Source organism: Agrobacterium sp. MCAB5 (assembly GCF_052114365.1).
Taxonomy (GTDB): Bacteria; Pseudomonadota; Alphaproteobacteria; order Rhizobiales; family Rhizobiaceae; genus Agrobacterium; species Agrobacterium tumefaciens.
In genome coordinates this window covers 1-378 of record NZ_JBFREP010000346.1, presented here as the reverse complement: position 1 = coordinate 378, position 378 = coordinate 1, and the positions used below count along the sequence as shown (strand labels likewise).

Sequence of the window (378 nt, the reverse complement as noted above, 5' to 3'; positions counted from 1 at the left end):
GGCGACATGATCGCCAACGGTGCGATGCAGGCCGTAAAGAATGGTCGAGACGAGATTGTCCGGGCGATCTTCTCCAGTCGCTGTATTGTGGAACAGTGACGGATAATGTTCGTTGCCCTGCCCTTCCGCCTGATGGCAGGCAGCACAGCTGCCGCTGAACACGTGGAAACCGTTTTCATCCATCGTCTGGCCGGGTAGCCCGCGCAGCGTCGCCTCTATCTCGACCGAAGGCTTGCCCAGAACGGCGCGCGATGGCGTGTTGCCAGATGCAATCGCCGGCACGTCTCTAAGATAGGTGACGATTGCTTTGAGGTCGCCGTCGGAAAGGTACTGCAGGCTGTTTTCGACCGCTTCCGCCATTGGACCGGCGGCCTGCGC

At 60.3% G+C, this 378-nt stretch carries 1 protein-coding gene; it reads right to left on the bottom strand.

Annotated features, from left to right (window positions below; all coding sequences use genetic code 11):
- A partial coding sequence (locus tag AB4Z23_RS28960; RefSeq protein WP_441361368.1) for a c-type cytochrome occupies positions 1–378 on the bottom strand: 378 nt, incomplete at both ends.